The organism is Olivibacter sp. EAT-5, from assembly GCF_044784325.1.
GTDB lineage: Bacteria > Bacteroidota > Bacteroidia > Sphingobacteriales > Sphingobacteriaceae > Olivibacter > Olivibacter oleidegradans.
On sequence record NZ_CP173028.1, the window covers coordinates 5,376,801 to 5,400,646 of the forward strand.

At 41.1% G+C, this 23,846-nt stretch carries 24 protein-coding genes; 10 read left to right on the plus strand and 14 right to left on the minus strand.

The features are described from left to right. Positions 1 to 243: 243 nt before the first annotated feature. The 4 genes from ACH11B_RS22530 to ACH11B_RS22545 all read right to left on the minus strand — a co-directional run bounded on the left by ACH11B_RS22530 (position 244) and on the right by ACH11B_RS22545 (position 5,295). Positions 244 to 2,628 carry an ABC transporter permease gene (locus ACH11B_RS22530; RefSeq protein WP_130855426.1) on the minus strand — a complete coding sequence of 795 codons (2,385 nt, stop codon included), beginning with the start codon at positions 2,626 to 2,628 and terminating at the stop codon, positions 244 to 246. A gap of 405 nt (positions 2,629 to 3,033) precedes the next feature. Further along, positions 3,034 to 3,540 carry an SRPBCC domain-containing protein gene (locus ACH11B_RS22535; protein ID WP_377610431.1) on the minus strand — a complete coding sequence of 169 codons (507 nt, stop codon included), beginning with the start codon at positions 3,538 to 3,540 and terminating at the stop codon, positions 3,034 to 3,036. 109 nt (positions 3,541 to 3,649) lie between these two features. Next, on the minus strand, positions 3,650 to 3,964 hold the full coding sequence (locus ACH11B_RS22540) for an ArsR/SmtB family transcription factor (RefSeq protein ID WP_377610433.1): 315 nt from the start codon (positions 3,962 to 3,964) through the stop codon (positions 3,650 to 3,652). Between the two features lie 587 nt (positions 3,965 to 4,551). Beyond that, the gene (locus tag ACH11B_RS22545) at positions 4,552 to 5,295 is read right to left on the minus strand and encodes an SDR family oxidoreductase (protein ID WP_377610436.1); all 744 of its coding nucleotides are present in this window, start codon (positions 5,293 to 5,295) and stop codon (positions 4,552 to 4,554) included. Positions 5,296 to 5,389: 94 nt separating this feature from the next. Between ACH11B_RS22545 and ACH11B_RS22550 the strand changes: the two genes are divergently transcribed. After that, complete coding sequence (locus ACH11B_RS22550) at positions 5,390 to 5,833, plus strand: winged helix-turn-helix transcriptional regulator (RefSeq protein ID WP_377610438.1); 444 nt, start codon at positions 5,390 to 5,392, stop codon at positions 5,831 to 5,833. 193 nt (positions 5,834 to 6,026) lie between these two features. Here the strand turns inward: ACH11B_RS22550 and ACH11B_RS22555 are convergent, their stop codons facing one another. Further along, the gene (locus tag ACH11B_RS22555; protein WP_377610439.1) at positions 6,027 to 6,896 is read right to left on the minus strand and encodes an SDR family oxidoreductase; all 870 of its coding nucleotides are present in this window, start codon (positions 6,894 to 6,896) and stop codon (positions 6,027 to 6,029) included. 108 nt (positions 6,897 to 7,004) lie between these two features. Between ACH11B_RS22555 and ACH11B_RS22560 the strand changes: the two genes are divergently transcribed. Further along, a complete protein-coding gene (locus tag ACH11B_RS22560) occupies positions 7,005 to 7,319 on the plus strand; it encodes a winged helix-turn-helix transcriptional regulator (protein WP_377610441.1) in 315 nt (104 codons plus the stop codon). A 259-nt stretch (positions 7,320 to 7,578) separates the two neighbouring features. Here the strand turns inward: ACH11B_RS22560 and ACH11B_RS22565 are convergent, their stop codons facing one another. After that, on the minus strand, positions 7,579 to 8,373 hold the full coding sequence (locus ACH11B_RS22565; RefSeq protein WP_130855420.1) for an NIPSNAP family protein: 795 nt from the start codon (positions 8,371 to 8,373) through the stop codon (positions 7,579 to 7,581). Between the two features lie 336 nt (positions 8,374 to 8,709). Continuing rightward, positions 8,710 to 9,057, minus strand: a complete 348-nt coding sequence (locus ACH11B_RS22570; RefSeq protein ID WP_289551596.1) for a helix-turn-helix domain-containing protein — start codon at positions 9,055 to 9,057, stop codon at positions 8,710 to 8,712. Between the two features lie 162 nt (positions 9,058 to 9,219). On the opposite strand from ACH11B_RS22570, the gene ACH11B_RS22575 reads away from it, so the two are divergent. Together ACH11B_RS22575 and ACH11B_RS22580 are read left to right on the plus strand one after the other, a co-directional pair. Further along, positions 9,220 to 10,179 (plus strand): NADP-dependent oxidoreductase, encoded by a 960-nt coding sequence (locus ACH11B_RS22575; protein ID WP_377610444.1) that lies wholly within the window; start codon positions 9,220 to 9,222, stop codon positions 10,177 to 10,179. Positions 10,180 to 10,331: 152 nt separating this feature from the next. Continuing rightward, the gene (locus ACH11B_RS22580) at positions 10,332 to 11,081 is read left to right on the plus strand and encodes an SDR family NAD(P)-dependent oxidoreductase (RefSeq protein ID WP_130855417.1); all 750 of its coding nucleotides are present in this window, start codon (positions 10,332 to 10,334) and stop codon (positions 11,079 to 11,081) included. 468 nt (positions 11,082 to 11,549) lie between these two features. Here the strand turns inward: ACH11B_RS22580 and ACH11B_RS22585 are convergent, their stop codons facing one another. Continuing rightward, a complete protein-coding gene (locus ACH11B_RS22585; RefSeq protein WP_207303734.1) occupies positions 11,550 to 11,882 on the minus strand; it encodes a hypothetical protein in 333 nt (110 codons plus the stop codon). A gap of 213 nt (positions 11,883 to 12,095) precedes the next feature. Between ACH11B_RS22585 and ACH11B_RS22590 the strand changes: the two genes are divergently transcribed. From ACH11B_RS22590 to ACH11B_RS22600, 3 genes are all read left to right on the plus strand, one after another. Then, positions 12,096 to 12,689 (plus strand): outer membrane beta-barrel protein, encoded by a 594-nt coding sequence (locus tag ACH11B_RS22590; RefSeq protein ID WP_130855416.1) that lies wholly within the window; start codon positions 12,096 to 12,098, stop codon positions 12,687 to 12,689. A 225-nt stretch (positions 12,690 to 12,914) separates the two neighbouring features. Next, positions 12,915 to 14,003, plus strand: a complete 1,089-nt coding sequence (locus tag ACH11B_RS22595; protein WP_149105833.1) for an SGNH/GDSL hydrolase family protein — start codon at positions 12,915 to 12,917, stop codon at positions 14,001 to 14,003. Between the two features lie 226 nt (positions 14,004 to 14,229). Beyond that, positions 14,230 to 14,721, plus strand: a complete 492-nt coding sequence (locus ACH11B_RS22600; protein ID WP_289551602.1) for a GNAT family N-acetyltransferase — start codon at positions 14,230 to 14,232, stop codon at positions 14,719 to 14,721. A 109-nt stretch (positions 14,722 to 14,830) separates the two neighbouring features. Here the strand turns inward: ACH11B_RS22600 and ACH11B_RS22605 are convergent, their stop codons facing one another. The 5 genes from ACH11B_RS22605 to ACH11B_RS22625 all read right to left on the minus strand — a co-directional run bounded on the left by ACH11B_RS22605 (position 14,831) and on the right by ACH11B_RS22625 (position 20,461). Further along, the gene (locus tag ACH11B_RS22605) at positions 14,831 to 15,400 is read right to left on the minus strand and encodes a YceI family protein (protein WP_130855413.1); all 570 of its coding nucleotides are present in this window, start codon (positions 15,398 to 15,400) and stop codon (positions 14,831 to 14,833) included. 84 nt (positions 15,401 to 15,484) lie between these two features. Then, positions 15,485 to 17,290, minus strand: a complete 1,806-nt coding sequence (locus ACH11B_RS22610; protein ID WP_377610447.1) for an amidohydrolase — start codon at positions 17,288 to 17,290, stop codon at positions 15,485 to 15,487. A 295-nt stretch (positions 17,291 to 17,585) separates the two neighbouring features. Further along, positions 17,586 to 18,119 carry a dihydrofolate reductase family protein gene (locus ACH11B_RS22615; RefSeq protein WP_013667456.1) on the minus strand — a complete coding sequence of 178 codons (534 nt, stop codon included), beginning with the start codon at positions 18,117 to 18,119 and terminating at the stop codon, positions 17,586 to 17,588. Positions 18,120 to 18,224: 105 nt separating this feature from the next. After that, on the minus strand, positions 18,225 to 19,736 hold the full coding sequence (locus tag ACH11B_RS22620) for a sulfatase (protein ID WP_377610449.1): 1,512 nt from the start codon (positions 19,734 to 19,736) through the stop codon (positions 18,225 to 18,227). Positions 19,737 to 19,960: 224 nt separating this feature from the next. Next, positions 19,961 to 20,461, minus strand: a complete 501-nt coding sequence (locus ACH11B_RS22625) for a VOC family protein (RefSeq protein WP_377610451.1) — start codon at positions 20,459 to 20,461, stop codon at positions 19,961 to 19,963. Positions 20,462 to 20,760: 299 nt separating this feature from the next. Here ACH11B_RS22625 and ACH11B_RS22630 point away from each other — a divergent pair, with 299 nt between their 5' ends. Together ACH11B_RS22630 and ACH11B_RS22635 are read left to right on the plus strand one after the other, a co-directional pair. Then, on the plus strand, positions 20,761 to 20,994 hold the full coding sequence (locus ACH11B_RS22630) for a (4Fe-4S)-binding protein (protein ID WP_130855409.1): 234 nt from the start codon (positions 20,761 to 20,763) through the stop codon (positions 20,992 to 20,994). Then, positions 20,994 to 21,293, plus strand: coding sequence for a GNAT family N-acetyltransferase (locus ACH11B_RS22635; protein ID WP_149105835.1), 300 nt, complete (start codon positions 20,994 to 20,996; stop codon positions 21,291 to 21,293). The genes ACH11B_RS22630 and ACH11B_RS22635 overlap by 1 nt, the downstream gene beginning before the upstream one ends. Positions 21,294 to 21,461: 168 nt before the next feature. Here ACH11B_RS22635 and ACH11B_RS22640 read toward each other — a convergent pair whose 3' ends face one another. Beyond that, complete coding sequence (locus ACH11B_RS22640) at positions 21,462 to 22,046, minus strand: Crp/Fnr family transcriptional regulator (protein WP_149105836.1); 585 nt, start codon at positions 22,044 to 22,046, stop codon at positions 21,462 to 21,464. Between the two features lie 693 nt (positions 22,047 to 22,739). On the opposite strand from ACH11B_RS22640, the gene ACH11B_RS22645 reads away from it, so the two are divergent. Further along, positions 22,740 to 23,771, plus strand: a complete 1,032-nt coding sequence (locus ACH11B_RS22645) for an LLM class flavin-dependent oxidoreductase (protein WP_149105837.1) — start codon at positions 22,740 to 22,742, stop codon at positions 23,769 to 23,771. The last annotated feature ends 75 nt before the right edge of the window (positions 23,772 to 23,846 follow it).

The following is a 23,846-nucleotide window of genomic DNA, read 5'->3' on the forward strand; positions in this document are numbered from 1 at the left end:
ACTTTTCTGCTTTCGTCACATCCAGGATGAACTGCATAATATATAACCAAATATACGCCATCTGCATTAAAGTAGATTACGTTGATGACAACTTTATACCTTTCTTTTATCAGTTGGTTCCTGTTCGCAGAGATGAAATAAAAGTTAGCTAAACGGTAGGAAGCTTTCGTACTTAATTTATAGTGCTTAATAGAAAAAGCCGTCTCTTCCATTACCCGTTAACCGAAAAAACAAAAAGAGGTATCAGTCATCCCTAAGCGAGTTTATAGGATTTTCCACTGCCGCCCGAATAGCTTGCGAGCTTACCGTAAGCAAGGCAATGCATACCGCAATAAAGCCGGAAAGTGCAAACATCCACCATGCAATATCAATATGGTAAGCAAAGTTCGCTAGCCAGCGATTCATTACCCACCAACCGATTGGTGAAACGATGCAAAAAGCAAACAAAACAGGCTTGATGAAATCTTTAGATAACAATTGAAAAATGCCATTGATAGACGCCCCTAGTACTTTGCGTATACCTATTTCCTTCGTACGTTTAGCTGCCGTAAACGACGCCAGTCCGTAAAGACCAAGGCTGGCAACAAAAATGGAGAGTGCCGAAAAAATAGTCATAAGTGTTTGTTGCTGGATATCTTTCCTATAAAGCTCATCAAAACGCTGATCAAGAAAGCTATATTCAAAAGGGTAATCCGGTGCCAACTTTCGGTACTCCCTTTCGATAGCATTCATCCCCTCCTTGATATTTCCCGATTTCAGCGCAATCAATGCCACTCGGTTATCCTCATTCGGAGAAATAACAAGTGGCTCCACTTTGTCTTTGAGGGAAAGAAAGTTAAAGTCCTCCACTACTCCAATAATTCTGCGTCTGGAGTTATCCCTTATGGTATTCTGTATCCACTTACCGATTGCCTGATCCGGCGTATATCCCAGCGTGGCGGCCGCCGTTCTGTTAATCAGAACCGAGTTGGTGGTATCGGTTTTAAACGATGTCGAAAAGTCCCTTCCTGCGATCATCTTTAAGCCTAAAGTTTCTATATATTCGAAATCGGCAAACTGTGTTCTTAATGACCAGATACGATCGTCAGTACCTTCAACCTGAAATGTTTGCGAGTCGTGGAATCCTCCCGGTTCACCCGACATTAGCGACACCTCTTTTATTGCCGTGTTGTTTTGTAAGTCTTCCTTAAATTGCCGCCTCCCCCTGTAGATATCATTATTACCATCCACACGTATGCTCACGACATGTTCCATATTGTAGCCTAATTCCTTCGTTTTCATATATTTCAGTTGACTGGAAATCACCACGACTCCAATAACCAGGAGAATCGAAATACCGAATTGGAGGGTTACCAAAGCCTGCCGGAACGTGGAGCCACCCTTACCCAACCGGAGTTTACCTTTGAGGGTCTGAACGGGCGAAAAACCGGAAATAAAGAATGCAGGATAGCTACCTGCCAAGAATCCAACAACCAATATGATTCCGGCAAAGAAAGCGTATAAATGCCATGTGTTCCAAGGGATATCAAGGGGATATCCAAGCAACCGGGCGTAAAGAGGGTTCAATAACTTTACAAGACCTAACGAAACCAAAGATGAAATGAGCACCGTTAAAACGGATTCACTGATAAACTGTCCGGCCAGGTGACTCTTTATGGCACCCATTACTTTTCTCAGTCCCACTTCTTTTGAGCGTTCAATAGCCTTGATGGTAGAAAGATTTATAAAATTGACACAGGCAATAAGCAGAATCAATAGCGCAATTGCTATAAAAATGTATGCTAAAGTTTTATTCCCATGTCTGCTTGGGTCAGGAGGGCCGCCCGGTTCAAAATATATATCGGAAAGAGGCGTTAGCGAAAGGTTTATCTTGAGCCCGATCCGTTCTAGTAGCTGGCCCATATGCTTTTGGACAAAGCTGGGAAATTTGCTTTCCAGGGAGGATGGATCAGTACCCTCACGGAGTAACACATAGGTAAATAAGCAGTTAAAAAACCAATTTTCGGATTCGTCAGTAACAGTATAATTTGATAAAGGGACAACAAGGTCAAAATCCAGGTGGGAATTTGCCGGTATATCTTTAGCAATTCCGGTGACGGTAAGCGGCAAGTTTTTATCCAATTCGATAATCTTGCCCAGTGGATCTTGATCACCGAAATATTTTCGGGCAGTCGATTCGGTCAAGACGATACTTCCGGGATTACTTAAGGCTGTGGCAGGGTTACCGGCTACCAGGGGAAAGGAAAAGAAAGTAAAAAAATCACTATCGGCTTTCAGTACTTTTTTTTCGTTAAATGAAATCGATCCAAAAGCTACCAATGCATTGCCCGGCCATACCCGAGTTGCTTTTTTAACCTCGCCGGAAAAATCAATCGGCAAAGCCGTAGCAAAAGGCGGAGATAACCAGGGCACCCGTTTCTCAGAACCATTTTCATCGAAGCTACGGACTAGACGGTAAATATTTTTTCCCTGTTCGTGGAATCTATCAAAAGTAAATTCATTTCTGACAAAAAGGAAGATCATCGTACAAACGGTCACACCGATGGTAAGTCCAAGAATATTGATGATCGCGAACGCCTGGTTCCTTTTCATATTACGCCAAGCAATTGTAAAATAGCTCTTAATCATGACTTCTAATTTTGTCCATGGGAATTAATTCCTTGCTCATCGGCACAATAAAACTGCCACTACGACAAATGCCTTACAGTTTATCAAAAACAAGCCGTTGCCAATTTGACGGCGTTCGTTTTCAGACACCTATTGTGCGGATTCGGACATACCTGGATTGGGAAAAAGCATCAGCTTCGGGTTGCTTTGGTGCTAGGGATTTTTTATTCTTGTCCAAGTCAAAGACTTTTTCGGTATTCGGGAAAAAAGAATGTTCTTAAACAGGAAGTCCTCAAATTGCCCCAACAGAGAAGAATATTTTAGAGGCGCAGCAACAAATTAACGCCCAGGAAAGGGCTTCCAAAAAAGAACCGCCGCGGGATGAAAGGGTTTTACTGCTAGATTATAAAAATTTGTTTTGCCATTTTATTTGTTTTTTAAAGTTAATAATAATTCGTCCAAATTGCCGATTGCCATTGTAAAGCCCTCTTTGAAACCTGTTTCAATCAGCATTTCAATATCTTCCAATTTGTCGTGCTTCATCGTAATATTTACGGTTGTGATACCGTTTTCTTCTGTAAAATTATTTATCCAAAGTGAGTGCGGTTTAACGGTGTTTTCAATTCCGTTTTCATCACAAAAAGCATCAAAAAAAGACAGCAACTTGTTGGTTTCAATAATCTTGTAGTCCGCTTTGTTCCAATGTTTTTCATTCTCGGGACTAACCATTGCATACAGCCACATTCCGCCTACTTTTAAATCGAAAATTTTGGTCTCGATGTGATACGGTTTCGGTGCCCACCATTGGGCGAGAAGTTCGGGATTTGTCCACGCCTCCCAAACCAATTCACGGTTTGCATTAAATTCACGTTTTATGTGAATGGTTTTTGTTTCTTTTCTGACTGTAAAATCGAATAATAGGTTACTGTTCATTTTTTTGATTTTTACGTTTTATTTTTCTTGCCTCGAAGACACAGAGACGCTAAGTTCTTTTTTGTGGCTTTCCCGACTATTCGGGGCAAGCTGTGCCTTTGTGGTATGATTACTTCCGTTGCATTTTAGCCAATAAATCGTCTAATTGATTAAATTTGGTTTCCCAAATTTTGCGGAACTGCTCCAGCCATTTATCTATTTCTTTCATCTTATCAATTTCAAGTTGGTAATAAATTTCCCTGCCTCTGTGCTTTTGTTTTAACAGTTCACACTCCGTCAAAATCCGCAAATGTTTTGAAATGGCTTGTCTTGTGGTATCAAAATGCTCGGCAATGGCATTGGGCGTCATTGCCTGCAATGCAATGAGTGTGATAATTGCCCGTCTTGTAGGGTCCGCTACGGCTTGGAAAATATCTCGTCTCATTATTTGTTGGATTTATAATTCAATAACACATTGAATGCGATTTTATTAATGTTAACGGCAATACTTCTTTGATAGATTGGAAAATAGTAAGCCCAACTTTTTTATTTTCAAATTAAATTAAGAAACCAATCAGTTGCAAATATAAATGCAACTTTTCGGTTTCGCAATTTTTTTTATCTTTTCTTGCGTTCGGTTAATCATGCCACCATACTGGTCGCTTAACTCGCGAAGATCTCGCATGTACTGCCGATCGGCCTTTATTTGTGCATGACTAAGCTGTAATGATCTTTTTGTAAATGCCTTTCTAAGCAAAGCACCTTTGATGATACAAATACAGGTCAACACCGCAATAAATGTAAATTGGGAGGCAAACTGCGCTTGAGGACCACGATTTTGTTCCGGTTCAGCTCTTTTGAAGGGTCAGTAATCAGATCTGCCGGTACTGCACAATAATTTGGTTCTTCATATCTTACTTCGTAACTAGAAAAGGAGTTCGAAAGCGGAACTCCTTTTTCCTGACAAATCATACGACAAGCATGATACGATGAAAAATCAGTTACTGGATAAAGTGATGATATGATCAACGATTATTTTAGTGCGTAATTAAGATAACCACCATCCGCAACGATCTCAGTTCCTGTAATGAAACTTGCGGCATCAGAAGCCAAAAACAACACTGTTTTCGCGATTTCATCAGGATGACCAAGCCTTTGCAGCGCTGTAGCGCCAGCTATTGACTCTTTTGCTTCAGCAGGTAATACCGTATCTAAGCCTGGCGTATCTATAGGTCCCGGACTAACAATGTTGACGCGGATTTTTCTTCCTGCCAGTTCATTTGCCGCAATTTGGGCAATTTTATTCAATGCTCCTTTAGTTGCAGAATAAACGATGGCACCCACATTTGCCGCGGTGGCAACGGTTGAAGATGTGAACAGTACTGCCGCTCCATCTGCCAGATGAGGAAGTAATTTTTGCAACGTAAAGAAATGCCCCTTGACATTGGTGTTAAATTGGGCATCAAAATTTGCTTCGGTTACTTTTTCTATTGGCTCAAATGTTCCAATTCCCGCATTCAGGAAGAGAACATCTAATTTGTTTCCACTTTCTGCAACTGCTTTTTCCAGAATCGATATGCCTTCGAGCTTTGAAGTGTCTGAAATCACTGTAAATAATTTCGGATTGTTTATTTCTGCATTTGCTTTTTGTAGATTTTCGGCATTTCTACCTGTAATCCAAACATTTGCCCCGGCGGTTATAAATGCTTTTGCTGTTGCCAGGCCTATACCTGAAGTTCCACCCGTAATAACGACGTTTTTATTTTTAAAGTCCATAAATTAAATTTTAACTATTTTTGCAGTCTGTTTTTTAAACTACAAACGTATAGAAAAGTAGTTTTAAAAACAAACTACTTTTAAATTTGACATAATGAAAACAATTGAAAGAAGATCAACATGCCCAATCAATTATTCGGTGGAAATTTTCGGCGATAAATGGATGCTGTTGCTCTTACGGGATTTAATGTTTAATGGAAAAAATTCCTTCCTGGAGTTTCGGGCATCGGACGAGAAAATATCTTCAGCTGTACTGACGGAAAAGCTCAATATACTTTTAAATGAAGGGATTGTTTCTAAAATAACCTCCCCGAAAAACGCTTCTAAATTCCTGTATCTACTAACTGAGAAGGGTATCGAACTGGTGCCGTTCATGGTGGAGTTTCTTAACTGGGGCTCCAAATACAACCCTGACGGTGGTCCCAAATCATTGCTTGAAAGAATTAAAAAGAATAAAAAGAAAGCAATTACGGAGCTCCAAGATAAATTAAGAAGCCAGCGGCATGCCTATACAGAAAACCGAATCAACGCTTTTTAGCGAAGTCAATACGACTTGTCATCATTCCGTTTCAAAAGCTGGAAGTCGCTTATGCGAATTTGCTTTAACTGCTTTTTATAGCCACAAATTTTAGAAGATTTCTACTTTCGTTTTTTGAATTGACTCCCCCGTTTTCGGAAATTTTGCCTTCCATGTCATTTTTAACTCTTAGAAAAGGTTAACCTTCTTTGAATTATTTACCGTATATGCTTCTTAAAAAATCTTTTAACGATATCGGACTTCTACCTAGTAATTGTTTGACATCACTTTTATTGGTGTCGAACTCTCCTCTGGCAATCGCCTCACCGAACCTTGCCACATATGCTGAATCATCTTCAGAAAATCCGTTCTGCACAAGCTGCGCAATGTATGAATCTACCTCTGGTTGGTAATAAGTCACACTTCTTCCCAACATGTCTGATATTAGATCAGCGATTTCAGCGAAAGAAAAAGCAGCGTCTGCAGCGATGACATATTCTTTGTTTTCATGCCCGGGAGTAGTCAGTACAACAGCTAGGGCTTCGGCCATTTCTGATATCGGTAAAAAAGGTGTTTTACCATTTCCGGCGGGGATGGAAACACCTTCATCCCATATATTAGTTGCGGACAACAGGGGAATCATGTCAGCATACAGTGTATTATCCATCAAAGTGTAAGGTACAGCTATCTGTTTTAGATAGTCACTTGTGTCTGCATGGTATTGTACATCTCCCCCCATTATACTGCGACGCAGATCTACCATATCAAAACTGGTATAAATGATATGACCGACACCAGTTTCCTTGGCAGCATTAATTACGTTTTTATGCTGCTCAAACCTGTGAACTATTTCCGATGAAGAAGATATCAGCAGTAGCTTGTCCACGTCTTGGAACGCACTTTTTAAAGACTCAAAATTCTGATAGTCGCCAATCCGCACCTGAATGCCTTTTGATTTAAATCCTGCCGATTTGGATTCATCTCTTACCAATGCTGCAATATTGTTTGCGGATATACCTCTGTTCAATAAAGAATTAATGGTGGCTTTGCCTAAATTACCGGTTGCACCTGTTACTAAAATCATGGAGTTTGTTTTAATATAAATGATGATTACTTTTGTTAGGCTAAGATACTGCAAAAGGCCTTTGCCCGTTGTTAATAACAATAAAAGGTGGTAACCTAAAAGTGACTAATGAAGAATAAAAACGACTATGCTGACTGTCCTGTTACGGAAGTTATAGCTTTGTTTGCAGGACGTTGGAAATTAATTATTTTACGTGTGCTTTCTAGGCATGCCAGACGATTTGGAGAAATCAGTGTTCGGATACCCGCTATTTCAAAAAAAGTTTTAACTGAACAATTGAAAGAACTTGAAGCGGATGGCTTAATTAGCAGGAAACAGTTCGGGGAGTTTCCCCCTCGCGTAGAGTATGCGCTCACGGAATATGGGAAAAGCCTTTGCCCGTTGTTAGCTTATATAGCAGCATGGAAAAAAGAAAGGGTTTAGGATGATTAACTTAAAATACTATAACAATCTCCGATTAAATGCACATTAGCGCTAAAAAAGCCGCCTCTTAAAACAAGAAACGGCTTCAATATATCTGCAAATACCGGATGCCTAATTCTTCTTCTTTTTAGCCAAATCAGCACTGACTTCTTGGACAAAATCAGAATCAACAATTGCCAATTGCCAAAATACTGTATCATGAGATCGGTTTATTGCTCTTTTTCATCGCAAGACATAGATTACCATACCTTCGTCCTAGCTAAATCTGTGAATACTCCGCTGGCTGAAGAAATGTGCTCGTTATCTTAGATACAAGCTTTGAGTCTGCATATTCCGGAATCGCACTGATTTTCTTCCATTCCGGATCAGCACCAAAAGATTTCCAATGTTGGTCGCGTGCAGCCATATCATCGAAGGTAACCATATAAATAAGGTTCGGGCGGGCCTCTCCAATGATCGTTTCTCCAAAGAAAACCGGTTTAAAACCCAGCCGTTTGAAAATTTCAATCTCCCCCGCGTCATTGAACATCTCGCGCTTCTTTGTCCCTGCAGCCTCACTCGCGTGCTCATATCTACGCAGTTCGAAAATACGTTTATCCTTCGACGGGAGCTCTATGCCGGGCATGTTTTTAAAGGCTTTAAGTAAGGAACTTTGTATACGCTCATATGCCGGTTTTGTTGCCGGAGCATTCAGGTATGAGGCACCTTTTGTAAGATAAAGTTTATCCTGTTCAAGCCTATCATTTATTGTCTCAAACTCGTGTAGTGATTGGTAAGGGATTAACACAATCACTATTGATTGTGCTGAAGGCTTAAGTTCGGTAAATACGCCGATGTTTTCAATGCCCAACCTGTTCAATGCGGGGATTGCTGCTCTTTCAAGATAATCTTCCACCAGGCTCAGCTGGTCAGCGTCCTTTAACGTATAGGTTCTAAGTTCATAATACATCTGCATCTTATTGCTGGGTTTAAGTTGAGCAAAACCAATCTGCGGTAGTATTGCGGCGGCAGCACTACTTACGATTGTTGTCTTAAAAAAAACGCGTCTTTTCATATTAAATATCAGTTTAACAGCGATAAATTTTACAAGAATAACGATTTTGGATCTATTTGCAAGTTTCAATCCAGTAAGGCATTATTTAAATATGATATATGCAGTATGTAAAGAAACAAAAGTTAGCACAATGGAAAGTTGATAGCGTTAAAATGGATTACTTTTAAATTGTTATGGCAAATACGTCGGAAGTTAAAAAACCATAATATTTCATTCGTTTATAGAAAGGTTCTATCATTGTAATTTTGTTCCATTACCTGTGGTTCGATTCAGTGTATGGATTTGACAAATTACATCGTGGTAATAATTTACAGGTTGGACTAATGAATTTGAAAATCATCTTTCAACAAGTACCTTTCGGTGCTTTTTGCCCCATTCTATCATTTGGTTGATCAACGTTCCGTATTCTTTTGCATACTCCGTAAAAGTGTATTCAACCGTCACCGGATAGTCCGTATATACTTTACGGGTAATGAGCTTATTATCTTCCAGTTCTTTCAGGTTTCGTGATAACATTCGGGTGGTAATCCCTGGGATGCTGTTTTTAATATCTTTAAACCGCTTGTTCCCATTACATATGGCGTAGATTATGGGTAACTTCCATTTGCCTCCGATTACGTATATCGTATCTTGTAGAGCTTTTATATCCTTCTCGTTGATTTCCGTTTTTGCGCAAGTTTCCATACAATACCTTTCGTGTTTAGATATATGCACAGTATCATCAGTGATACTAGTTACAAAGTTATACTAAATAGCGAATAACTTTGTAAAGTATTAGCGTAAAGGGTAGGACGTCTTATTAAAACAATAGCGCAGTTCTATAGGCTAATAAAAATTAATTTTAATATGAAAGCAGTTATTTTAAAAAAACAAGGGGGTGTTGATCAGCTATCAGTCGCTGAGCTTCCCATCCCGGTTCCGTCAAAAGATGAGCTGTTAATCAAAGTTTACGCCATTGGTATAAACCCGACAGACATTTATGCCAGACAAAATGTAGCGTTAAATTATATCTTCAATAACGAAGAGCCCAAGATATTGGGTTGGGATGTCTCTGGTGTGGTTGTTGGTCATGGCGAGAATGTTACAGATTTCCACATCGGCGACTCCGTGTTCGGTTTATTAAACTTCCCTACTTTTACTTCGCCAGGCCATGCAAAAGCGTATGCTGAGTATGTACTTGCGCGACCGGAAGACGTTACTCTAAAGCCGGATAATATTTCGCACGATGAAGCGTCGGCAGTTCCTTTGGCCGCATTGACGACGTGGCAGGCAATCAAAAAGTACCCAATTAAACACGGAGATCGGGTATTTGTCACCGCAGCTGGCGGTGGCGTTGGTCATTTTGCAGTACAAATAGCCAAGTATTTTGGTGCGCATGTAACTGCACTCGCCTCTGGAGCTAAGCGGGATTTTGTTAACAGCCTCGGTGCTGATGAGTTTATCGACTATCAAAGGACCAATTTCGTGAATGTACTTGCTCCTGTAGATTATGTGATAGAAGGTCTGCGTGATGAACATGTAGGACAGACACTGCGGATTGTTAAAAAGGGAGGGCATCTATTGAGTCTGTGGTCAAAGATTGACGGCACACAATGGGAGAAGCAGGCAAAGGCCGGTGGTATACATGCCTTCTATAATGCAGTGATGTCGAGCGGTAAGGACTTATCGGAAATTGCAGTGCTTTTAAAAATGCGCAGACTTATTCCTCATGTATCAAAGAAGTTTACGCTTGAACAGATGCCGCTGGCGCACCTTGAAATGGAAAAAAACCACACGACCGGCAAGATCATTGTCAACCCTACCTGAGAGCCTTCCTTTTTAGCACATAACGATCCAAAACCGACAGAATTACGATCGGTTTTACTGAATATTCAGTTTCAGATTTATCGGAGATCGCAAAAGAAAACTTAAATAACAAAAAAAAGTGCACAGCACAATAAATTTTTAATTAAATTAATATGTCAACGTTAAAAGAAAAAGTAGCTTTCGTAACCGGCGGTACGCGGGGCATGGGAGAAGCAATAGTGAAACGTTTAGCTAGAGAAGGCGCAACAGTCGCATTTACCTATGTAAATTCAGAAGATAAAGCACAGCTCATAGCAAACGAAATTAATGGAGCGGGAGGAAAAGCCTTAGCGATAAAAGCAGATGGCGCTGTGAAAGGGGCGGTGAAAAATGCAATTGAACAGGCAGTTTCCGCTTTTACTAAAATAGATATATTGGTCAATAATGCGGCAGTTTCTGTAGCGGGACCAATTGAATCGGCCGATACGAGGGAAGATGAATATGACCGCCAGATAGATGTGAACATACGCTCTGTAGCAGAAGCGGTAAGAACAGTCCAAAAGTACATGCCCGACGGCGGTCGTATAATCAATATCGCCTCTGTTGGTGGAATCAGAATCGGCGGCTCCGGTTTATCAGATTATGTTTCCACAAAAGCAGCTGTTTCAGCCTATACACGTGGGCTGGCATGGGATCTTGCGCCGCGAAAAATTACCGTGAACAGCGTTGAACCAGGAGCAATCGATACCGACATGCTGCAAAAGGCTGATGACGATGCCCGCCAACAGTATATCAATGCCATACCTTTAAAGCGGTTTGGTAAACCGGAAGAAATCGCTGCAATGGTCAGCTTCCTCGCAGGGGATGAAGCAGGTTATATTACCGGCAGCAGCTTCAAAGTAGATGGTGGTATATCAGCCTAAGCGAAAGTCTTTTTGCAAAACCATCGCATGTGGCGGTGGCTTTGCAAGATAGAAAAGGTTATAGCATACAAACTTCGCCTACTTCGGTGCCTTATAGCCGATTTATATTTTTTTGGTAATGTTTGCAAGAATTTCTGTAGTTTCATCTCTAAGCACAGGATTTAGTATTTGTCAATCAATATTGCCAATCATTTTGCTGGAAGAAACCATACCCTTCGCTCCCATTTGTATGTTTTTCTTATCCTGAACTCACGCTAATAAAAATTTGAATGGGGTTAATAACTTTTGATGCGTCATCATTATCACCGACGGATGATGTTTTTCATTTGTCGATGCCTTTAAACACCTGAATATACAACGGAAAAGTGTGTACAAATCTTTCATAACGGACCCTTTATGACGATCGGTTATTTTTGAAAAATTTTACAACAGAAAGCCAAATTATTCGATAGGATAAATATCCTTGAACTATAGACCATGCTGAAATCTCAATCTCACTTCTTCTTCGGTTCGCGGTAAAAGTTTCTCTAACATTTCTACTGCTGCGCCCTGCACTTCTTCTATAAAAGGCCGAAGCTCACTGTTATAGTTGTTAAAGGCTGATTGAAAATTCCCAGGGTGTTTTTCAAAAGCATCTGCCAATGCTGTTGCACCTATAATGGCTAACGAACCGCCCATACCTGCTGCAGGAGAAGCACAATAGCCGGCATCCCCTACCAGCGCCACCCTCCCTTTTGTCCTTGGAAGGAACCAACTATATTTTCCGTGTAAGCTGAGGGGGTATATGTGTAAAAAGTTCATATCTTGAATCTGTTTTCTATTACCTTCAATGGCAACGCTAAGGTTGATGTCTAAATTGATTACTTAGCAATACACGATGCACTTTCTGCTACATATTTGGTACAATAAAGGGAACATTTCGGATTAAAGTATCGAAAGTAAACTACTAAAACGATTAAAAAAAGGATTCTTACATATTATTATAACTCTAGTATATCATCTAAAACAATTATTATGAAGAATTTTTCCGTCAACTTATTTGTGGCTGCTTTATGTTTATTTATATCTGTTACGCAAAAGGGCTTTGCCCAGAGTGGTGGCAGTTTGTATCTGGGATATGGGATTGCGACTGCTAACTCTATAGAGGACGTCATTACGGATATAGTCATCACAACTGCTACAGGAGGCTCATACAGGGTAACTGATTCTAAATATAGTGGTGCAATTTTCGGAGGGTATAGAAGCTACATAATTGAGAAATTGGAGTTTGGTGGGACATTTGTTTATGAAAATGCCAGTAAAGATCTTTTAACGGAATCTGAGGGTACAAGTAGTATATCCACTAAAACTTATGCAGTGTTAGCAGAGCTTAAATATAATTACATTAACCACCAGCATTTTAGGCTACATTCTGGTATTGGCGCCGGTGTTGCACATGCTCGTACATCTGCTGAAGACGATGTAAGGGTTGAAAAGGATAAAACAACCGATTTCGCTTACCAGATAGATGCCATAGGTGTTAGTTACGGAAAAGCATTCAGTGTCTCTTTAAACATCGGTTATGGTTATAAAGGACTTGCTAATCTCGGGTTGGCATATAAACTTTAATGCTAGGATCACAAGAAAAAGCGCTCAGAATATACCAGCATCATTGTTTCTAGCTCAATGATTACCGGTATATGATGGTGCCAATGGAATAGTTACAATTACTTCCGTACCATTTGCGTTTGAATTTGAACTTTAAAAAACAACCTTCGTTCCCAGCGTATGGCAAGGAAAAATCACCGCTTCGCAGAAAAAATAAAATTATTATCTTGTCCGTTAAAACAGTTTATGATGAGCTATATTTCCGTTCTAACATTAAGTTTCTTATCACTAATTTTCGCACTTGATAGCTTTGGCCAAGAGGCCAAAACGGTCTTTATAGATGCGCGTGAGCTTACATTAGTGGGCAAGGTGCGTCATAAAGGTCCGTTCTACCATCGTTTGGACACAGTTGCAACTCCCAATCTTCCGAAAGCGGTAAAAGCTTTAGCTACACATTCTGCTGGTCTGGCCATTACCTTTGAGACCACCAGTTCCAAAATAGCGGCTAAATGGTGTACAGGCTCTAGAGTTCCAACAGATAATATGACAGGACTGGCCGTTGAGGGCATGGACCTTTATATTAAACGAAATGACCGATGGCAATATGCAGGTGTCGCTCGCCCAAAATCCCATGAGTGCAATGAGGTTGAAATTGTAGCGAATATGGCAGCCGGGAATAAAACATGCCTGCTTTTCCTCCCTACTTATGATGAGACTATATCACTTCAAATTGGTGTAGATTCCGGGGCAACCATTAGCCCAGCCGGTAACCCATTTAAAAAAAATATTGTGATTTATGGTTCGAGCATTGTACAGGGAGCATCTGCAAGCCGACCTGGTTTATCTTATCCTGCAAGGCTCTCGCGGGAAACAGGACTAAACTTTATTAATCTTGGTTTCAGTGGGAGTGCAAAAATGGAAATTGACGTTGCGAATTTAATATCTGATCTGTCGATGGACGCTTTAATCCTTGATTGCGTCCCCAATCCGTCGCCGGAGGAAGTGCTAACAAGAACAGCTGATTTCGTTACTACCATTCGCAAAAAACATCCTAAAATACCCATCATCGCCATACAAAGCATAGCAAGAGAAAAGGGAAATTTTGACACCGAAGTTGCCACCAAAGTACTGCTAAAAAACAACTATTTTGAGGCAGAGATCAAAAAGCTGCAAAAACACGACCCGAACTTGTATCTTATCTATGCGGAGGGCCTATTAGGGGGTGATCAGGAAGGGACTACAGACGGTATTCACCCCAACGATCTTGGGTTCGACCGGATGCTTCAGAAGATCCGCCCCATGATTTTAAAAATTCTCCAGCCTTATGGAATCTGACCTATTACAGAGCCACAGCAATTAGCTGAACACCTAGGTGGCTAATTGCTTGCTATTGAATCGGGGTACTTTTAAATCATTATGGCAAATACATCGGACCTTATAAAAACCATAATATTTCGTTCATTTGTAGAAAAGGCCCTATCATTGTAATATTATTCTATTCCTACCTTTTGGCTCAGGGTGGTAGATTTGACAAAATTACATCGTGATAATAATTTACGCTATGTTTAATGATAAGCTTAATATTCATCTTCGAAAGACTAAAGTTTCAGATCTGGAAAGTTTATTTCGGTTTCAACTGGATCCGGATGCAAATTATCTGGCAGCATTTACGTCAAAAGATCCAACTAATAAAAGTGCATATTTGGAAAAATACACCAAGTTGTTAAATGACCCTACTGTTAACAACTTTACCATTGTTGTGGATGGGATCATCGTGGGAAGCGTAGCGAAATTTGTTATGGAAGGAAATGCCGAAATTACCTATTGGATAGACAAGAAGTATTGGAAAAAAGGCATTACATCCTATGCTTTAAAGCACTTTCTTGCCATCGAAACTACACGTCCTATTTTCGCACGCGTTGCGTTTGATAATTTTGGTTCTCGGAGAGTTTTAGAGAAGTGCGGCTTTGTAAAAATCGGTACAGACAGGGGCTACGCTAATGCACGACAACTGGAGATAGAAGAGGTTATTTACAGGCTGGATAATTTTTAACAGCGTTTATTCCAGCCTGTAGTAGAGCAGCGCAAATAATCAATAACTAAGCGTATTCATTTCTTAAAGTGTGTATCACGTTTTGTATTCGTTTTGATTTCAGATCATCTTACTGTAACTGCAACTCAGCATCTGCGACGATAAAAACGCTATCACCTACCAATTTTTCAGGAAACTTGCTACCTATTTCGAAATCAGAACGACTAATCGTACCGGTAACCTGAAAACCTGCCGTTCTTTTTTTCGTTACTGTATTGTTTATTGTCCCATTGTGTACCATCTCCATCGTAACCTGTTTGGTTACATCATGCATCGTTAACATTCCGGTAACGGAATATCTATTTTCATCGATTCTTGATATAGATTTACTTTTAAACTGAATAGTTGGATAGCTTTCAGCATCAAAGAAGTCCTTATCTTTCAGATGCTTGTCGCGTGCTTCTACTTCTGTATCAATTGAGCTGATTTCAGCCCTTAATGCTATCACGGCGTCACTGAAATCCGGCTTCGCGGCTTTAACCTCTATTTCAAAGTCTTTAAAAATGCCATTGACCTCTGAAATCTGCATATGCTCTATCCTAAAACCCAATCTTGAATGCTCCGGGTCGCTTTTCCACTTTTGTGCCGAAGCACACAGCGTTGTAATCGCAAGAAAAAAAGTTAATTTAAATCTTTTCATAAATTGAGTTTGTTTTACACGAAAGTTGGCAAAAGGGAGTAATCCGTTATTTAGAAATACACAGAGGTCGTTAAATCATAAACTTTAATCCTTATTATTATAAAACCCGCCATAATATTTGAATGGCGACCATACGGGAAGTGTTTCAGGTAATTTCGGGGACAGGCTTTTGTACTCGTCTGCGCCAAAAACCACCCTGCCGTCTACGACGGTCAATAAGGAGGAGATTGTTTTTATTTCATCATCCGGTATGGTAAAATAATCTTTATTAAGCAAGACGAAATCTGCGAAATGACCCGGAATGATTTTTCCCATTTCACGCTCTTGATCTTCAAACCAGGTTGGGGCTACCGTAAACAATTTTAAGGCTTCTTCTCTTGTTAACCGATTATTTTTTGCCAATATTTCGGCACCCGACACTGATTTCCCTGTGGTCATCCAACTTATGCCTATCCATGGATTAAAGGAAGCGACCCTAAATGCATCCGTCGTCATCGTAAGTGGAACACCGCTATCATACAAATCACGTAATCTCGGGGTTTGTGATGCTTTCTCTGCTCCATAGGTTTTTACAAAAGCTTCGCCATGCATGGCCAGCTTTGTATCTAAAGCGATACCGCCTCCTAGTTTTTTTACTCTGGCAGCATTCTCAAGAGATATCGTTTCGGCATGTTCAATACTCCAGCGTAAACCATCCAATGGTGTCTTTTTGTTTATTGCTTCGAGTTCGTCGAGGAACGGAGTTATATTTTCGTCGTAGCTGATGTGCATGCGAAAAGGGATTCCTTTCTCAACGAGCTTGGTAATGTCTTCTCTAATGTAACGGCGCATTACTTCCTTATCGATAATTACAGCTGGTCTGTCGAAGTTTTCATGGTCATGTAGTTCCATTCTAAGCAATTCGCCGGCACCTTCATATTCATGACCATGTGCCATAGTCGGATGCAGATTCTCTCCCGGACTGATAGGCGATTTCTTTATTACCGCGTTAATTTCTGCATCTACCAAACTTGCACTGTTCGTATCACCGTACTGAAGGTCTATGAATGGCATCCTTATGTTTAGACGATTCTCCTTCGCCAGTTGTTGTATTTGCGTATGTCCGTGAGGATGGCCGATCAAAGCGGCTCCATCAACAGCTGAAGTAACTCCAAAGCGGTTCAGACTATTTATTACATTTGCAATTGAACTAAGCTGCTCATCACTTGAAGGCTGTGGCACCATCGCTTCCAGTGAGATAAACGTAAATGTATACCCATCTACGACCCCTGTATAATTTCCTTTCCTATCCTTTTCGAATACCGTACCCGGCAACGCCGGAAAACGATCGGTACCTACTCCAAAAGCTTTCATAGCCATTTCGTTTAAAAATGCCCGGTTGTAAGCATACTGTACAATCGCAGGTCTGTTCGGAACTGCCTTTCGAATTTCGTCGATGGTGGGCAATCGATTTTCTTTAAACTGATATGGCGACCAACCCCCGATCACTTTTACCCATTGGCCCTCAGGAGTTCGTTCTGCCTGCTCACTTAACATTTCCAATGCACGCTTCAAAGTCGGCACGCCTTCCCATCTGACATTGTAATTGTAACTCCTATCATTTAATATATGGATGTGGGCATCATTGATACCCGGTATCAACCGCTTACCACCTGCATCGATGACCTTGGTGCTGTTGTCTTTCAATTTCAATATCTCGACATCTGTGCCTACAGCATAAATTTTACCTCGTTTTACTGCGAGTGCAGAAGCTTCGGGTTTGGTTAGGCTTCCGGTAGTGATCTTTGCATTAAACACGATCATATCGGCACCGATTAATTGTTCAGTGGTTTGTGCTCTACTGTATACAATGCTGATTATAGCTGTTGCTAGAACGATTAGTCTTCTCATAGTTTACTATTAAAAATTAATTTTTGATTGTCCTGTAATTCTTTAAATGGCACTCGGATATTTAATCCAAAATTAATTTTCCTCAAAATGTTAGAAGATGACATTTGCCTAAAAATTCAATCGGCAAATGTCTACGTATCAGGAATAACAGCTGTTTTGGGTAATGAACGGTACCCAACCGGAGTGTGAAGTTGTTGTCCGGCGTTTGGCACTATGCCTGTTGAAAAAATAAAAAAAGCAAATTACTAAGTCGAAGTCAAGACCATATGCCTCGTTATCAGTTTCTATTTAGCTTTCACCGCTTTCTTCGATAATGCAATTGTGTCAATCCGGTATCGTAGGGTTTTGTGGTTAGGAGTTCAAGCATTTGTTCAGGCCTTTCGTCCTTAAAAAGTCTTGTTCCATCGCCTAACAAAATCGGTATAACGGAAATTATAAACTCGTCTATTAAGTCATGCTTTAACAACTCATTTATTATTTCTGCTCCCCCATCACAATAAATGTTCTTGCCGTTTTCTGATTTTAGTCTTTTTACCAATTCCACCAAATCTCCTGTATAAAAAATTGTTCTACCTGCATTTGGTCGTTGATTTCTTGTTATTACATAAACATCTCTCTGCCCGTTGTCATAATGAGAAGAACCGACTTCTTTGAGGACATAATCATAGGTTTTTCTACCAACAATTAATGTGTCGACTGTATCTGTGAACGAAGTATAGCCATAATCTTCGCCCTCTTTTTCGACAAGTTTTAGAAAATTGAGGTCGTCATTAGGTTTTGCAATGTAACCATCTAAACTCATCGCAATGAAAAGTGATATTTTTCGCATTTTCCTTTATTTTAATGTTTCTACAAAAATAGTTTTAGATAACTATTGGCACTTTGGAAAAATGCGACAAAATTAAACCGATTACATTTAGTCAGGTAATAAATATTAAGGTTTGGATGGAACAGCTTCGGGATGCGAGGCTAATATCTTCTTCATCTCCTCCAAAATGGAAGGTTCATCCTTCGCGATGTTTTTCATCTCTACATCCGAGTACTGATAATCATACAATTCATATTCTGCTGATTCGACTGGTTCCCCGATTTTCTTCCATTCCACCAAACGATAGCGATCTGTACGAATAGCTCGGCCCAAACGTCCACCACGTGGAAAGCAATGGTAGGCATGATCACCGATCTTAGCTTTGGGATTGCGGAATAGCGGCACCAAACTGACACCATCAAAAGGCTGTTCAACTCTGGGCTGCGGAAAACCGGCAAGCTCAACGAGGGTTGGATAAATATCTACCGTTTCAACAAGCGCAGAAGTTGCCGTAGCGGGTTGCGAAACACCAGGGGCAACAATAAGCAGCGGAATTTTGTTAGCGCGTTCGTAATTGACATGCTTGGTCCATATTCCCATTTCACCCAAGTGGTAACCGTGGTCTCCCCAGAGCACAACAATGGTGTTTTCATCAAGCCCCGAGTCTTCCAAGGCCTGTAGCACCTTGCCAATCTGCGCATCTACATAGCTAACTCCGGCATAATAACCATGAATAAGTTGCTGTTTTAATTCGAGCGGAAATGGATCCTGCTCTGAAGACGGTCGTACCGGCTTATATTGATCAATTTCCGTGTCACGCTTTACTGCATAAGATGGAGCATCTTCCGGTGCTTTCTCGTAGGTAGGCAAAGGAAGGTTTTCCTTTTGGTAAAGATCCCAATATTTTTTGGGCACTGAAAACGGAAGATGGGGTCGGGCAAAACCTACTGCAAGAAAAAAAGGTTGATCATCCTGCTTGTTCTCACTCAGCTCCTTTAGCCGCTTAACTGCCCGAGCGGCCGTTCGTCCATCCGCATATGCATCGTCAGCAACTTCCGGAGACTCCCATGCCACTCCTCGTGGTAAACCTTTTGCACTTTGATTTGAGAACAACGCCTCCTCTCGGGTGAAGCCCTCCTGCTTACTTGTGGGATCGACATATTCAATGACCAAATCTTTATGATGGGGCACGCTCCACGATTGTTCATCATTGTAAGTACCATGCCCGATATGGAACACCTTACCCATTGACTCGGTGTGATAACCCTGTCCTTTAAAAAACTGGGGCAATGTTGTAGCGTTTGGATAATAGTCGCGGAAATTTTGGCCAAATCCATAAATGCCCGACGACGAAGAACGGCTTCCCAACATTAAATTAAAACGGGAAGGTGCACATACTGCTTGATTAGCATAAGCCATATCGAAACGCATTCCCTTTGTCGCGAGCCTATCCATATTCGGCGTAATGGCCACGGGGTCTCCATAGGTGCCTAAGGCCGGTTTTAAATCATCCACCAGGATAAACAGTATATTGGGCCGTTTTTGTTTGCTATTCTCGTTAATATCCTGTCCTGATAGTGGGCATACGGCTATACATAAAAGTAATATAAAGAGACTCCAGGTTTTCTTTTTTATCATCTTGATCGATAATTGACGTAATCGGAAAATGTCGCCACCTGTAAAGGTTAGTAATGTTATGGCGACTATTCAAAGCTAAAAAAAAGTGAACGACCTGGTTGATCAATTTATAGCCTATTTGTCTCAAATTTTCATCTTTGCTTCTCTATAATCAATATTCCAGGATATCTTTATCTCCTATCATAATCTCACACCGTTTTATATTGTGGGAAGAATCAGTGGTTTTAAGTTTGGTCATGATTCAATAAGCTGAGCAGCCCTTCCATATCTAACCGGCGGTTATACATGATCACTTTGCCCTGCTCGTCAGTTGGCCATTTATCACTCGGACGGTCCCAATACAGCTCCACACCATTGCCATCGGGATCGTCTAAATAAATCGCTTCAGATACCCCATGGTCTGATGTACCGGTAATTGGATACCCTTCATTGATCAACCTTTGCAAAATAGCAGCTAGATCCTTTCTCTCGGGATATAAAATTGCCGTGTGGTATAAACCCGGTGCATTTTCCGGTGCCGGACCAGCGCCCTTGCTATGCCATGTGTTCAGTCCGATATGGTGATGGTAGCCGCCTGCTGAAATAAAGGCAGCCTGATTGCCGTACATAGCAACCAGCTCAAATCCTAATAGATCTCGGTAGAAGGCCAGTGATCTTTGAATATCGCTAACTTTTAAATGCACATGCCCGATGCGGGTTTGTGCGGGTACTTTATAATCCTTCATTCGTTTTGATATTAACATTCATGTCAGCCGTTAACAAATTTCGAAATTTTGGCGAATCGGAAAGACGATATTTGCAGAAAAACAACGTAGATAATTGTCGATGAAATAAGGATAAGTTAGTCGTGCCCGAACGGTATGTAGGCTTTTATCTACTACTTTTTGCGATAAATGTCATCTTTATGTTTTAGCCTGATTACAGAGATTTGTGTGTCAACTTATATCAGTCGTTACACAAGGCGGTTTTGACTTGCTAACTGTGCGCTTTTATAAGTTTTAACTTTAAGTTTCAAAAGTACGCTATGGAAACACTAAAATATCTGAATGGTGATATTACCATCCTCTGGAAACCAAAAGTATGTATTCATTCGGGCCTTTGTGTCCGGACACTCCCTCAGGTTTATGATCTCAAAGCCAGACCCTGGATACGACCGGAAAATGCGACTACTCAGGAACTGATCGATCAGATTGCCAGTTGCCCCTCGGGGGCATTGAGCATTCAAACTAACATTACCGGAGACGAAACTAAACCATAATGGAGAGGACAACAGTAGTTTTTAAGGGTCGTGCCTACGGCGAGGTAGAGCTCTTCACTGACGAGATCAAAGCCGGTAAAATGGACATTGCCATCACGAATGGAAGATTGACCGTATTCCATACCGAAGTGGCTCCCGAGTTTGAAGGACGGGGTTTCGCAAAGTTGTTGCTCGAAAAACTGGTAAACTATGCAAAAGAGAAGAGTTTGAAGATCATACCGCTTTGCCCCTATGTGAATATGCAATTCAGACGCCACCCTGCAGAATATGAGGATGTTTGGGAAAAGAACTGGCATTGATGTCATACCGCGGCATATAAACGGATTCTTCGCTCTTAGATATAAATACGTTAAATCAGGGGCTGCGCGAAGTAAATCCGACGCATGTGTTTTTTACACCTTTTTTTCTACATGTATAATTCTTCTGAATGTACGCGCGACAAAACCGGACATTCTTTATCGTTCGGGTTATTTTTGGTAGCGCTGGCGCTTGACACGACTTAACGTATCCTTATTAATACCAAGATAGGAAGCGAGGATATGCTGCGGGAAACGTTTGTAAAGTTCAGGATAGCATTCTATAAAATCAGTATAACGCTTAGCTGCGGTAGCGCTTATGGCAGAGGCCAGGCGCCGATTGTTGGCCATATGATTGCGCTCGTCAAGTTGCTGTTTCATTTCACAAAACGCCAAGACCTTCTTCTGCAGGTCAATAGCACCTTCTCTGGTAATATAAAGCAGCTCACAGTGCTCCCACGCCTCAATATGATAGGGGCTTGGTAGGAACATCACAAAACTTTCCATATCACCCATCCACCAGTTTTCGACACCTAGCCGTACAATGTGTTCGGTGCCTTTATCATCCACTGAATACATTCGCATTGCACCTTTTACGATAAATGCAAAATACTTACACTGGTCTCCGGCCTGCAGCATAAATTGTCTTTTCCTTAATTTCGATGGAATAAATGTTCGCCTTATCAATGCCTTATCATCGTCTGAAAGCGGCTCAGAGCTGAATTTACTCAGGTAGTCAAAAAAAGCGTCGTACATATCGGTCTCGCGTATCTTTAAATATTATAAATTGTTCAGGCAAATATAAAATTAAATGCAGACTCTTACTAGCATAACGGGAGATAACACTGTATAATGGATTGATAAATCGATACTTATGAATTGTGATGCCTTCATTGTTTTTAATCCAAGTGTACGAGCGAAGAAATTAATAGACAAATATCTACGGGTTTTTCTGACAAATATCATCTTTAAGATTTCTCCTGATCACGAACTTTGTTGCATTAACAAACACAAGATATTATGAGATCCGGACTATGCTTTTCTTTCTATCATCCTCGTAGCAAAATCCTTCTGGCCAGCCGTTTTGCCAACAGTGTCTCTTACATATGTTGCGCTTTTCTATTTAATAATTAACCATAAAAAACAACATCATGTCAAAAAATGTAAAAAGAGGCCTTGAGGCCTTGCTGCGTCCGGAAGGCAGTATCGTCGCAGTTATTGAATAGGCCTGTTTCGGCACAATAAGCAAAGTCGCTGACAAAGCAACATCCTGCATGATCTCAGGGCGTTGCCTTGTTTATCGATCACCGCCATCACTTTTACTATCAAGAGATGACCAACCAAGCAGCTATCATGATGAGAGATAACCTTAACCAACATATTGTTAACACACCGTGCGGGTTAAGGAACCTGAATACGGCAAATTATTAAAAAACAAGAGCATTTATTATGGAAATAGGCATAGATAGTTTTGCTTCAGCGATGTACGGAAGCAACGATTTGGGCAGTGAAGATGCCATGGAGCAGTTGCTGGCAAGAATCGTTGCGGCGGATGAGGCCGGTCATGATTTTTTTGGTATCGGCGAACATCATAAAAAAGAATTCCTGGACTCTGTTCCCGCAATGATACTCGCAGCTGCAGCAGCCCGCACTAAAAAGATCCGGCTGACAAGCGCCGTGACCGTCTTAAGTACTTCTGACCCTGTGAGTGTATTCCAACAATTCGCAACATTGGATATTATTTCGAAAGGTCGCGCTGAGATGGTAGCTGGAAGAGGTTCTGCGACAGAAGCATTTCCATTATTCGGATATAACCTGAACGATTATGACGCTCTGTTCAAAGAGAAATTAAAGTTACTGATACAGATCAGGGACGAAGAATTTGTCACCTGGTCGGGTAAGTTCAGACCAGCATTGAAAAATCAACCGGTATATCCACGTCCGCTTCAGAAAAAGTTACCTGTTTGGGTAGGTGCCGGTGGCACGCCGCAATCTTTTGTACGTGCAGGGATGCTGGGCCTTCCCTTAATGGTAGCCATCATCGGTGGCGAAACCGAGCGCTTTCGGCCGCTGGTAGATCTTTACAGAAAATCTGGAGAGGAAGCGGGCTTTAAGCCGGAAGAATTGAAGGTCGGACTGCACTCGCCGGGATACGTTGGCGAGACGGACCAGTCGGCGATCGCTGATTATTATCCAGGCTATGTGAATTCATGGACCAAAATAGGCCGCGAGCGCGGCTGGCCACCTGTCACCAAAGCACAGTTTGATGCAGGGATCTCCCCAAAAGGTGTTCTTGTGGTGGGTGGGCCGGATACAGTAGCTGAAAAGCTATTGCGCCATAGCGAAGCCCTAGGTGGAGTAGACCGTTTTGCCTTCCAGATGGATATGGCGGGCCTTACTCATCAGCAGTTAATGCGAACTATTGAGTTAATCGGCACCAGCGTGATTCCACAAGTCAGGCAGAATAATCGACAGAAGTAGATGCTGCTATAAAGGAAGAGGTTTTGCGAAATTATTGCTTGATCAATTCGTCCGTTATCAATATTTCCACCGAAT

What these genes read in the sequence shown, in the direction of transcription:
- ACH11B_RS22530 (WP_130855426.1), bottom strand. Translation starts at nt 2,628, where the DNA reads ATGATTAAGAGCTATTTTACAATTGCTTGGCGTAATATGAAAAGGAAC.
- ACH11B_RS22535 (WP_377610431.1), bottom strand. Translation starts at nt 3,540, where the DNA reads ATGAACAGTAACCTATTATTCGATTTTACAGTCAGAAAAGAAACAAAA.
- ACH11B_RS22540 (WP_377610433.1), bottom strand. Translation starts at nt 3,964, where the DNA reads ATGAGACGAGATATTTTCCAAGCCGTAGCGGACCCTACAAGACGGGCA.
- ACH11B_RS22545 (WP_377610436.1), bottom strand. Translation starts at nt 5,295, where the DNA reads ATGGACTTTAAAAATAAAAACGTCGTTATTACGGGTGGAACTTCAGGT.
- ACH11B_RS22550 (WP_377610438.1), top strand. Translation starts at nt 5,390, where the DNA reads ATGAAAACAATTGAAAGAAGATCAACATGCCCAATCAATTATTCGGTG.
- ACH11B_RS22555 (WP_377610439.1), bottom strand. Translation starts at nt 6,896, where the DNA reads ATGATTTTAGTAACAGGTGCAACCGGTAATTTAGGCAAAGCCACCATT.
- ACH11B_RS22560 (WP_377610441.1), top strand. Translation starts at nt 7,005, where the DNA reads ATGAAGAATAAAAACGACTATGCTGACTGTCCTGTTACGGAAGTTATA.
- ACH11B_RS22565 (WP_130855420.1), bottom strand. Translation starts at nt 8,373, where the DNA reads ATGAAAAGACGCGTTTTTTTTAAGACAACAATCGTAAGTAGTGCTGCC.
- ACH11B_RS22570 (WP_289551596.1), bottom strand. Translation starts at nt 9,057, where the DNA reads ATGGAAACTTGCGCAAAAACGGAAATCAACGAGAAGGATATAAAAGCT.
- ACH11B_RS22575 (WP_377610444.1), top strand. Translation starts at nt 9,220, where the DNA reads ATGAAAGCAGTTATTTTAAAAAAACAAGGGGGTGTTGATCAGCTATCA.
- ACH11B_RS22580 (WP_130855417.1), top strand. Translation starts at nt 10,332, where the DNA reads ATGTCAACGTTAAAAGAAAAAGTAGCTTTCGTAACCGGCGGTACGCGG.
- ACH11B_RS22585 (WP_207303734.1), bottom strand. Translation starts at nt 11,882, where the DNA reads ATGAACTTTTTACACATATACCCCCTCAGCTTACACGGAAAATATAGT.
- ACH11B_RS22590 (WP_130855416.1), top strand. Translation starts at nt 12,096, where the DNA reads ATGAAGAATTTTTCCGTCAACTTATTTGTGGCTGCTTTATGTTTATTT.
- ACH11B_RS22595 (WP_149105833.1), top strand. Translation starts at nt 12,915, where the DNA reads ATGATGAGCTATATTTCCGTTCTAACATTAAGTTTCTTATCACTAATT.
- ACH11B_RS22600 (WP_289551602.1), top strand. Translation starts at nt 14,230, where the DNA reads ATGTTTAATGATAAGCTTAATATTCATCTTCGAAAGACTAAAGTTTCA.
- ACH11B_RS22605 (WP_130855413.1), bottom strand. Translation starts at nt 15,400, where the DNA reads ATGAAAAGATTTAAATTAACTTTTTTTCTTGCGATTACAACGCTGTGT.
- ACH11B_RS22610 (WP_377610447.1), bottom strand. Translation starts at nt 17,290, where the DNA reads ATGAGAAGACTAATCGTTCTAGCAACAGCTATAATCAGCATTGTATAC.
- ACH11B_RS22615 (WP_013667456.1), bottom strand. Translation starts at nt 18,119, where the DNA reads ATGCGAAAAATATCACTTTTCATTGCGATGAGTTTAGATGGTTACATT.
- ACH11B_RS22620 (WP_377610449.1), bottom strand. Translation starts at nt 19,736, where the DNA reads ATGATAAAAAAGAAAACCTGGAGTCTCTTTATATTACTTTTATGTATA.
- ACH11B_RS22625 (WP_377610451.1), bottom strand. Translation starts at nt 20,461, where the DNA reads ATGAAGGATTATAAAGTACCCGCACAAACCCGCATCGGGCATGTGCAT.
- ACH11B_RS22630 (WP_130855409.1), top strand. Translation starts at nt 20,761, where the DNA reads ATGGAAACACTAAAATATCTGAATGGTGATATTACCATCCTCTGGAAA.
- ACH11B_RS22635 (WP_149105835.1), top strand. Translation starts at nt 20,994, where the DNA reads ATGGAGAGGACAACAGTAGTTTTTAAGGGTCGTGCCTACGGCGAGGTA.
- ACH11B_RS22640 (WP_149105836.1), bottom strand. Translation starts at nt 22,046, where the DNA reads ATGTACGACGCTTTTTTTGACTACCTGAGTAAATTCAGCTCTGAGCCG.
- ACH11B_RS22645 (WP_149105837.1), top strand. Translation starts at nt 22,740, where the DNA reads ATGGAAATAGGCATAGATAGTTTTGCTTCAGCGATGTACGGAAGCAAC.